Source organism: Candidatus Schekmanbacteria bacterium (genome assembly GCA_003695725.1).
Lineage (GTDB): Bacteria > Schekmanbacteria > GWA2-38-11 > GWA2-38-11 > J061 > J061.
In genome coordinates this window covers 1-8,573 of record RFHX01000139.1, presented here as the reverse complement: position 1 = coordinate 8,573, position 8,573 = coordinate 1, and the positions used below count along the sequence as shown (strand labels likewise).

The following is an 8,573-nucleotide window of genomic DNA, read 5'->3' as shown; positions in this document are numbered from 1 at the left end:
GTTCTATGCTCTCTCAAATTGGAATTTTACTTACATTATTCGCCTCTTTAACAATAGCAATATCCATTATACAAAAAAGAAATGAGGATAGAGCTCTTTTATCCCTTTCTCTTCTATCTGTCTCAATTATCCTTTTAGATAAAACTATTCCAAATCTCATCGACAATATGATAGTCAAAAATTCCTTTGTTCAATTTTTTTTCATACCTCTTTTGTCCATTCTTTGTGGAAGATTTTTCAACAAAGAAAAAAAATTTACCATTCCTATGATTCTTGCTACAATTCTGGCTATTACAACAGCAAGTATGCATATTATCAACACTCCCTCAAAGATAGAACAAAGTAAAATCGATGATTCCAATGCTATTTTTTATTCTCTTTGGCAGGAGTATATGCCTGTCTATGTAAAGATAATACCAAAAGAAAAATATGATAGACCCTTTGGTTCACTTTCTGGAAATATCAAACTTCTAAGAGAAGAATTTTCACCTGAAAGAAGAGGAATCCGAGTAAGAGCAAAAAAAGGCGGTGAAACTATCAGACTCAATATTTTCTATTTCCCCGGCTGGACTGTAAATATAAAAGAGAGCAAAATTCCAATAAGAATTGATGATTCAGGGAGGATGATAGCTGTAATTCCTGAAGGAGTACATTTCATAAAGGTTTTTCTTTCCGATACAAAGATTGAAAAAGCGGCTCACATAATTTCTTACATAGCTTTAATATTTCTTTTCTTCATCTATATATTTAAAGAACGATTTTTCCTGATATAAGCTGATAAGAAATCAAGTTAATTGTTCAGAAGCTTTCCATCTCTAATCATAATACTTCTGTGGGAAAAACGGGTATTCTCCGAATTATGAGTTGCCATAATAATCGTATGTCCCTGACGATTCAATTTTCTAAATAGCTCCATTATTTCAGCGCTTGTCGTTGAATCAAGATTTTCTGAAAAAAAATCATAAAATTATTTACTATGTTCTTGCCCTTTATTCTTCTCTTTTTCTTGAGACGATGAAAAGGTCCTAATAAAGTTGATAATATCCCACCTTTCATTTTCTTTCAAAGTGTCCTTCCACGAAGGCATTGGTCCTTTGCCATTTGTAATTTTCCAAAACAGTTCGCCATCAGTCATTGAATCCATCATCTTTTTATCAGTAAAGTTCGCAGGTTTTACAGGAAGACTTGCGGCAAGGACTCCTTTCCCATCGCCTTTTTCACCATGACATACCTGACATCTTGCAATATAATTTTTTCGTCCTCTTTCGAGAGATTCAGCTACTGCAGGCACAGGATTTTTGACTTTTTTTGCCTCTTCAGGCGCCTGCCATCCTGTTGGTGAATGTGAATAGGCAAAAATAAATGGAATAAAAAATAATAGAAGGAAAACAACTGCTATTTTAATGATATTTTTCATAAGCACTTCCTCTTAAAGGTTTCTATTCTGAAAAAAGGCGACTAAATCTATTTTTGGCAAAAAATCCTTTTATATCAGTCTGCAATGGACAATTCGCTATTCCAAGCTGGGGGTCAAGATGAATGAATCTTTTTCCTCCCTGACAGCCGCCCAATTCTCTTTCAATTGAATCTATATATAAAAACCAGATATCTTTTTCAAAATTTTTAGCTAAAATATTTTTTTCAAATTCTGTTTTTTCTTCAAGCAAACATTCTCTTATTCCTTCCTTTCCTTCGAAATAATCTTTGTAGTCGATATAAATACCGCCTTTACAACCATTATCAATCATCTCATCGATAAAGTCGTCTTTATCAATAGACCTGACATTGTAATCTGCAACTGTGCAGGAAAAACCAAATGGAATCTCCAATGAGCGTGCCCTTTCCATTGATTTCAGAATTTTTTCATAAACCCCTTTCCCTCGTCTAAAATCTGTTTCACTTTCACTACCTTCTAAACTAAAGAAAAAGAAGACATTTTTGAGATTTTGGATTTTTAAACCAAAAATGTTTCCAAAGAGTGTACCATTTGTAAAAATCCAAAAAAATGAATCTTGATGTTTTCTCAGGACATTGTCCAATCCATCAACTAAAAGCGGCTCACCTCCGCTTATTACAAAAAATCGGATTCCTTTTTTTCACTCTCTGTAATAATTCGATGCAATTCATTCTCATCAAGAATATGTCCCTTATCTCTTCCCTTTGCATAACATCCCTTACAGGATAAATTGCACCTATAAGTAGGGCTTATTATTAAAAAATTTTCAAGCAAACTCTTATCATTGAAGAATGAATTTCCCTCACAATTCATATCTTTTTCCTCAATATTGTTCTTTCACATCACAGTAAGCAAGAAATATGCCATTTTTTCACAAAAAGACAAAGCCGAATGCAACATATTGATTTTTAATCAATAATTACGAGAAAGAGAAAAAACTTGATTATGGTTTTCTGAGCTTGTGCTGAATCCTTTGCTGTAGGATATGAAGGATATGATGCACTATTCTCTTTTATCAATTCCTCTGAAGAGGGGAACCAATATAGATTTCAATTTCCTTTTGCTGAAACATCGACAAATACGAAACCATCACGACGAACAATCTTTCCTACGGATATTTTCATATCCTTTTCAAACATAGGTCCGCCGTAAGCAAAACTATGAAATTCTCCATTTTCACCGCAGGGGTCAATATCTTTCGGGATATTATTCAGAAATGATTTATCATAACTTCTGCCAATGAAAGTCTCTGAAATTTGTTTAGGATCGACACAAGTAATTACTGCTTTTAAACCTTTGTTGATCATTTCTTCTGACAATTTATCAGTCGGTATTCCCCATATTGGGAAAATAGGTGCAATGCCTGTTCCTTTTAGTTTTTCTTCCCTGTATTTCCGTATATCTTCAAGAAACAAATCTCCAAATGCAAAGCAGTCAATTTTATTTTGTTTTGATTTTTCAACAAATCGAGCCATTTTTTCTTCATATTCCTCATTGCTGCACGGATAGGGTATTTCAATTAATTGTAAAGGAAGACCAATGCATTCTGCCTGTAAATATAAAAGTTCAACTTTTACACCATGCATCGCTATACGATTGAATTTTTTATTAACAGTGGAAAATATTCCGACTAAATCAATTTCGGGGTCCTGTTGTAATTTGTATAATGCCCAAGCGCTGTCTTTACCACTGCTCCAAGACAAAAGAGTTCTTCTTTTCATATTTTTTCGAAGTTAAGATTTTTTTTGATATTTTTTAACCGATTTCTGGTTTTTCTGAAAGTTGATATTTAAACAGACTGAAGGCGTAGTTTCAAGAATCGGAGAATCAAAATAGTCTTAAGCTTAATATGAAAAAATAATAGCAGGCATAAAAATGCCTGCTATTGATCAAATTTTTTTAAAATTATTTGCCATGTATAGAAGGATTTTGAGGTTCCTTTTGCCAGAATGGTCCCGGACAATTCCATCTGCTCCATTTTCCGCGCCATCCGTTGAACATTCCTTTTCCACCCCCTCTGAATCCATAATTTCCACAAGGTCCGCCGCAACCGTAATAGTTGGCATCCGACGGTGCGTTGTCAATAACAGCGGAACCGGAATTAGCAGAGTTATTGTCTCCTGCCATAGAAATCATAGCAGCGGCTATAAAAAATATTGCAACAATGCAAATCAGAATCATTATGTTTCTCTTCATTTTTCCATCACCTCCTTAAAATTTTATCAGAAATTGTTGTTTACATTTTCTTAAGACAGGTAAACTTTTGAAAGGTTCCATTCCTATGCGGAATAAATACGATTATTTTCTCAGAAGCTCATTTTTAATAAGCTCCATTTCATCATCTGATATATCTGCAATAACGATAAACCTTCTTGTGTCATCTAAAAAGGTCCGTATGTTCTCCCATTTTTGTCCAGTCAGCTCACATTCTTCTTTGGTGCAGGTATCATTATTCCTCATTCCTATTCTCCGCCTCCATGAAAAGCCTTCTCCACACTTTGGACAATCTCTTGGTCCTTCAAATATCGATATTCCGGCAAGACCGTCGAAATAGCGGATATGCGCCATATTGACGCCACAATTACAGCGGTAAAGAAAAAATCCGTCAAAAACAAAACCTTCAGGAAGTTTTTCAGGCAATTTCACATCAAACTCTACTTTTTTTGACAGTTCATCAACTGAATCGATTTTCCTATCCCTTTGCTCAACAGTTACAACCTTGAATCCCTCAGGCAAAAGAAATTTTTTTTCTGGTGGTTCATTATGAAAATCAACTTCACTGAATACAACGGAAGTTTTTAGTTTTCCCCCGCAGCTAAATGTCTTTGATGATAGAATTGCAAAATTTTCCTTGTCAATCCACAATAGCTTACTGGGTCGTCCCTTCAGACGAGATTTGACCTCGATAACATAAGCCTTTCTACCAGCAATTTTCTCCTCTCCTTTCAAAAATGGGCTGTAATTTTTCAACAGAAGTTTCTCCTTTGACTCATTGTCATTAGCTGATGAAGTGATTTTTGTCTTGTAAACCTTCCTCTGGCGGTAATCGATTGACAATATCTCGTTATTTTTTGTTATTAAAACCTTATCCGGAGGTATTCCTCTCATATGCTCCATTCTGCACATTCCGGGACGCCTGAAATAAACTCTCGCTTCTGCCATACATTCCTTTGACTTTATGAAGGAAACAGTTCTTGAAATACCAGAAAAATTCTGCATCCCTTTTTTTCTGATAGCATTTCTTAGAATTTCTTCAGGTGTCAATGCATGGGCTGAAATATTAAAAAGAAGGATTATAAATACATAAAATAGCGTCAGAGTGAATCTGTTAACAGTTTCCATTCTTTTCATTTTGAATCGTTTTCACTGGCAATAATAAGGTTTAATGCTAATCTGTCAGACAATGGGTCATTATAAGAAGCAATAATATGCTCTGCCACATAGTCTGAGGGATAAAGGGTTTCCTCTTTGCCAAATTCGTCCTGCATTATGAAAATCCCCACAGAAAACAAAATTAAAACAATTCCAAAAACAAAGGCGATTCTTTTCCAAAGAATAGATGGGAAAAATGTAATGCTTTCATACCACTCTTTAAAAAAAGCTTTTTCTTCATTTTCAATCTTCTCTCTTATCTTTATCCAAAGGTCAGAAGGCGGTTCAACATAACCAATGGCTTTAATATTCGATTCAATTCTCTTCAACAATGAAAGTTCATTAGAACAATCAGGACAATCTGCAAGATGTTTTTCAATAAGTCTCTTTGTCTCAAAATCTAAAATTCCGGTAATATAGTCATTCAATTTTCCTTTAATCTTTCTACATTTCATAAAGAATCCTGCCTATATTAAAATCCTAATCTTCTTAACTCTTTTGAAATTTCCTCTCTTGCCCGTGAGAGGCGGGATTTTACAGTGCCTTCCGAGACTGAGATTATCGATGCTATTTCCTTTATGCTAAATCCTTCAATGTAATAGAGAACAATAATCTCCCTATGAAAGGGTTTTAGCATAGAAAGCGATTTAATTACTGCATCCTTCATTTCATTTTCTAAAAATAAACTTTCCGGACTTTCATTACTTTCAAAATTGTCAATCTGTTGTAGCCTCTTGTTGTCATCAAAAATTTCCCCTTTTCGCCTCTTATATTTCAAAAAATCTTTTGTAAAATTAACTGCTATCGCCATAAGCCAAGACTTGAAGCTGTCCTTTTTTCTGAGCCGCTTCAGATGTCTGTATGCTTTTACGAAGATTTCCTGTGTAATCTCATTTGCCGCATCTCTATCATTCGTCATTCTCAGGGCATAGTTATAAATTCTGCCCTTGTTTGATTCATAAAGCTTTTTAAAAGCAAGCACATCGCCCTTAGATGCTTTTTCAACAACCTCAACATCCTCGTCAAACCCATTTCTCTTCATCTGCATATTCCATTGCTATAATATTAAGACATCTTTGAACGAAAAAAGTTCCATAATTTTTTAACTTACTCAAAGATTTGACTATTTCTAATTTATATGTTAACAAATACGCTCTATACAAGGGAAGGAAGATAGAAACTGAATTAACATTTTGCTTTTATTGTCATATTTAAAGAAGGAGGTATAAATGGCAGTAAAAAAAGAAGAACTCATTGAAAACAATACGATTATAATCGAATGCAAGAGATGTAATGGTAAGTCGCCCCATAAAATCCGCGCTGTCACAGAGGAGAAAGTAAAACTTCATTGTGAAGGTTGCGGAAAGAATTGTACGCGGCTTATTAGAAGACTTCTCAATGAAAAAGAGCCGAGTAGAAGAAGAAATCGCAGGAAGATAAGCGCTGAAAGACTTTCAGGGATTCATCTTGAAGAATCTTATCTCGCTCAACTTCAAAATGGCAATCCAAAACCCTATGCTTATGAGCAAACATACTTTGTTGACGACATTATCGAACATCACACCTTTGGCTTAGGAAAAGTAGTTGAGCAAAAAGGTGACAATAAAATAATAGTACTTTTTTACAAGCACGGTGAAAAACTGCTTGCATGCAGCAGGACCGAAAAATTTTAGTTATTAGAAATAATAGGGCAGTCAAATTACAAAATTTTATCTGTAAACTGTACCATCTGTTAAAGCATTTGTGTAAAATCCTTTATTCAAAGGAGTATTTTCAATGCAGATTCTTGCATTTGTAGCAAGTCCCCGCAAGAAAGCAAATACTGATATTTTCACAGAAAAATTCATCGAAGGCGCAAAATCAAAGGGTGCAGTAGTTGAAAAGATTTATCTCAACGACCTTAACATAAATCCATGTCAGGCATGTCAGGGATGTAGAGAAACACATAGCTGTCAAAAAAAGGACGATATGACCCCCCTTTACGATAAAATCCAAGAAGCAGACGGATTTTTGTTTGCCAGTCCTATTTTTTGGGGAGAAGCAACAGGGCAGATGAAGGTTTTTTGGGACCGTTGGTATCCCTATCTTGCATCAGATTTTACCATACATCTAAAAGAGGGAAAGAAAGCAGTTATCGCTTTTCTATGTGGTGCACCAGTGCCTGAAATGTATAAGCCAATACTCGACAGATGGGAACAGACTATGTCCTTTTTGGGAATCAGTGTCGTGGACAAGATAGAAGTCTGTGGAAACATCGAACCCGATTCAATAAAAAAGAATGAAGAAGCCCTAAACCGAGCTTACGAGGCAGGTGTAAAAATAGCTGAATCAAGCTAATATGCAAATATAAAATTTTTAGACTTGACAACTTGAAAGACTGTCGTTAATTATTTCTATAAAGAAAACCTATATGGAGGAGATATCAATGGCAGAATATTTTGTTTATTGCAATTACCCAAAAAAGAAAGCTGTAATTCATCAAGCAACATGCCCTGAATGTCAGCCGCGCACCGGTACTATGACAGATTATTGGTCAGGTCCTTATGATACTGCTGAAAAAGCCATTAGCTATTGTTTTGGTGCATTGAAGCAGGATATCTCAGGTTGTCCAAAATGCACATCGATTGGGAAAGTTAAAAATCCTCTGCCAATGGATTCATTCGATTGATTTTAACTGATTAAAAAAAAGACAATATTAAATGCGCCTTCTTGCAAACTCGGGGAAGGCGCTTTTTTTTTATTTCCAATTATAACCAAAATTATTATGGATTTTCTTTGATTCACATACTCTTTTCGAATAGTTTTCATAGATGACCAAAGAGAAACTTTTTTGTAAAATCAAAAAGCCAGAAACATTGAAAGGCATAAAAAATAGGACAATGAGAACTCTTTAAAATTTATCAAAACAATGCATAAACGACAGGATAGGAAATTATCAGAGCAGAAACAATTAAGATTATAGCAATCAATCTGCGTATCAGGGTTTCATCAATCTTAAAGTGGAAAAAATTCCCTACTAGCACTGCAGCAGCTATGGCAGGAATAAAATAAAGGCTTTGGAAAAAAATTTCCTTATTCATTATGCCCTCTGAAATATAGAGGAATAGTCTAAAAAGGTCATTGATAAAAAAGACTGCTATCAAGGTTGAGCGAAGCTTCGTTTTATCTGATATCTGATTTTCAAGATACAGAGCAATTGGCGGACCTTGTTGTCCTGTTATCCCTCCGATGCTGCCTCCTGCAAAGCCGCAAATAGCACCCAAAAGATACGATGTTTTTCTATCTGTCCCAATTCTTTCTTTATTCGAAGTTATAAAAATCCTTAAAGAAAAAATAAAAACGACAATAGATAAAATAATCCTTAACAAGGATTCACTGGCAATAAGGAGAATTTCAGTGCCAACCGAAATACCGAGAAGAGCGCTCAAAACGACAAGAATCAAAAGCGACACCTGAATTTCACGATAAATACGAAAAAAAAGAATCGCCCCAAAAATCAATTCAAATATCAGTTCAATGGGCACGGCTTGTCTTATATCTATTATTAGGGCTAACAAAGGCACACATAAAAGCGCCGCCCCCATTCCTGTGATTGCTTTCAAGCCAAAAGATGTAAAAACAATAAGAGAGCCAATAAGTATAAAATTAACATTCATTGATAAATAGATGTTAAAAAAGATATTTTTTCTATAAGAGCTAACTAATATAAATTTATTTATCTATTATTTTTTTCTTATTTGTTGAC

At 34.7% G+C, this 8,573-nt stretch carries 13 protein-coding genes; 4 read left to right on the top strand and 9 right to left on the bottom strand.

The genetic code is table 11. From position 1 onward, the window contains the following. The first annotated feature begins 5 nt into the window (after window positions 1-5). On the top strand, window positions 6-773 hold the full coding sequence (locus tag D6734_05640; protein ID RMF95416.1) for a hypothetical protein: 768 nt from the start codon (window positions 6-8) through the stop codon (window positions 771-773). A gap of 194 nt (window positions 774-967) precedes the next feature. On the opposite strand, the gene D6734_05635 is transcribed toward D6734_05640, so the two are convergent. The 8 genes from D6734_05635 to D6734_05600 form a co-directional block, all read right to left on the bottom strand. After that, window positions 968-1,417 carry a cytochrome c gene (locus D6734_05635; protein ID RMF95415.1) on the bottom strand — a complete coding sequence of 150 codons (450 nt, stop codon included), beginning with the start codon at window positions 1,415-1,417 and terminating at the stop codon, window positions 968-970. 22 nt (window positions 1,418-1,439) lie between these two features. Beyond that, on the bottom strand, window positions 1,440-2,039 hold the full coding sequence (locus D6734_05630) for a hypothetical protein (GenBank protein RMF95414.1): 600 nt from the start codon (window positions 2,037-2,039) through the stop codon (window positions 1,440-1,442). Window positions 2,040-2,071: 32 nt separating this feature from the next. After that, complete coding sequence (locus D6734_05625) at window positions 2,072-2,269, bottom strand: hypothetical protein (GenBank protein ID RMF95413.1); 198 nt, start codon at window positions 2,267-2,269, stop codon at window positions 2,072-2,074. Window positions 2,270-2,505: 236 nt separating this feature from the next. Continuing rightward, window positions 2,506-3,177 (bottom strand): adenine nucleotide alpha hydrolase, encoded by a 672-nt coding sequence (locus tag D6734_05620; GenBank protein ID RMF95412.1) that lies wholly within the window; start codon window positions 3,175-3,177, stop codon window positions 2,506-2,508. A gap of 184 nt (window positions 3,178-3,361) precedes the next feature. Continuing rightward, window positions 3,362-3,652 carry a hypothetical protein gene (locus tag D6734_05615; GenBank protein ID RMF95411.1) on the bottom strand — a complete coding sequence of 97 codons (291 nt, stop codon included), beginning with the start codon at window positions 3,650-3,652 and terminating at the stop codon, window positions 3,362-3,364. Between the two features lie 102 nt (window positions 3,653-3,754). After that, window positions 3,755-4,807: a hypothetical protein gene (locus D6734_05610; protein ID RMF95410.1), complete on the bottom strand. Its 1,053-nt coding sequence runs from the start codon at window positions 4,805-4,807 to the stop codon at window positions 3,755-3,757. Next, on the bottom strand, window positions 4,804-5,283 hold the full coding sequence (locus tag D6734_05605) for a zf-HC2 domain-containing protein (GenBank protein RMF95409.1): 480 nt from the start codon (window positions 5,281-5,283) through the stop codon (window positions 4,804-4,806). The genes D6734_05610 and D6734_05605 overlap by 4 nt, the downstream gene beginning before the upstream one ends. Before the next feature lie 17 nt (window positions 5,284-5,300). Beyond that, entirely contained in the window at window positions 5,301-5,876 is a 576-nt protein-coding gene (locus D6734_05600) for an RNA polymerase sigma factor (protein ID RMF95408.1), read from the bottom strand. Between the two features lie 181 nt (window positions 5,877-6,057). Between D6734_05600 and D6734_05595 the strand changes: the two genes are divergently transcribed. The 3 genes from D6734_05595 (at window position 6,058) to D6734_05585 (ending at window position 7,496) form a co-directional block, all read left to right on the top strand. Then, window positions 6,058-6,501, top strand: a complete 444-nt coding sequence (locus D6734_05595; protein RMF95407.1) for a hypothetical protein — start codon at window positions 6,058-6,060, stop codon at window positions 6,499-6,501. 103 nt (window positions 6,502-6,604) lie between these two features. Next, window positions 6,605-7,165 carry a flavodoxin family protein gene (locus D6734_05590; GenBank protein ID RMF95406.1) on the top strand — a complete coding sequence of 187 codons (561 nt, stop codon included), beginning with the start codon at window positions 6,605-6,607 and terminating at the stop codon, window positions 7,163-7,165. Window positions 7,166-7,253: 88 nt separating this feature from the next. Next, complete coding sequence (locus D6734_05585) at window positions 7,254-7,496, top strand: hypothetical protein (protein RMF95405.1); 243 nt, start codon at window positions 7,254-7,256, stop codon at window positions 7,494-7,496. 232 nt (window positions 7,497-7,728) lie between these two features. Here D6734_05585 and D6734_05580 read toward each other — a convergent pair whose 3' ends face one another. Beyond that, window positions 7,729-8,484: a sulfite exporter TauE/SafE family protein gene (locus D6734_05580; protein ID RMF95404.1), complete on the bottom strand. Its 756-nt coding sequence runs from the start codon at window positions 8,482-8,484 to the stop codon at window positions 7,729-7,731. Window positions 8,485-8,573: the final 89 nt, after the last annotated feature.

Excerpts from the sequence above, each read along its gene's own strand:
- D6734_05640 (RMF95416.1), top strand. The coding sequence starts at position 6 with ATGCTCTCTCAAATTGGAATTTTACTTACATTATTCGCCTCTTTAACA.
- D6734_05635 (RMF95415.1), bottom strand. The coding sequence starts at position 1,417 with ATGAAAAATATCATTAAAATAGCAGTTGTTTTCCTTCTATTATTTTTT.
- D6734_05625 (RMF95413.1), bottom strand. The coding sequence starts at position 2,269 with ATGAATTGTGAGGGAAATTCATTCTTCAATGATAAGAGTTTGCTTGAA.
- D6734_05620 (RMF95412.1), bottom strand. The coding sequence starts at position 3,177 with ATGAAAAGAAGAACTCTTTTGTCTTGGAGCAGTGGTAAAGACAGCGCT.
- D6734_05615 (RMF95411.1), bottom strand. The coding sequence starts at position 3,652 with ATGAAGAGAAACATAATGATTCTGATTTGCATTGTTGCAATATTTTTT.
- D6734_05610 (RMF95410.1), bottom strand. The coding sequence starts at position 4,807 with ATGAAAAGAATGGAAACTGTTAACAGATTCACTCTGACGCTATTTTAT.
- D6734_05605 (RMF95409.1), bottom strand. The coding sequence starts at position 5,283 with ATGAAATGTAGAAAGATTAAAGGAAAATTGAATGACTATATTACCGGA.
- D6734_05600 (RMF95408.1), bottom strand. The coding sequence starts at position 5,876 with ATGCAGATGAAGAGAAATGGGTTTGACGAGGATGTTGAGGTTGTTGAA.
- D6734_05595 (RMF95407.1), top strand. The coding sequence starts at position 6,058 with ATGGCAGTAAAAAAAGAAGAACTCATTGAAAACAATACGATTATAATC.
- D6734_05590 (RMF95406.1), top strand. The coding sequence starts at position 6,605 with ATGCAGATTCTTGCATTTGTAGCAAGTCCCCGCAAGAAAGCAAATACT.
- D6734_05585 (RMF95405.1), top strand. The coding sequence starts at position 7,254 with ATGGCAGAATATTTTGTTTATTGCAATTACCCAAAAAAGAAAGCTGTA.
- D6734_05580 (RMF95404.1), bottom strand. The coding sequence starts at position 8,484 with ATGAATGTTAATTTTATACTTATTGGCTCTCTTATTGTTTTTACATCT.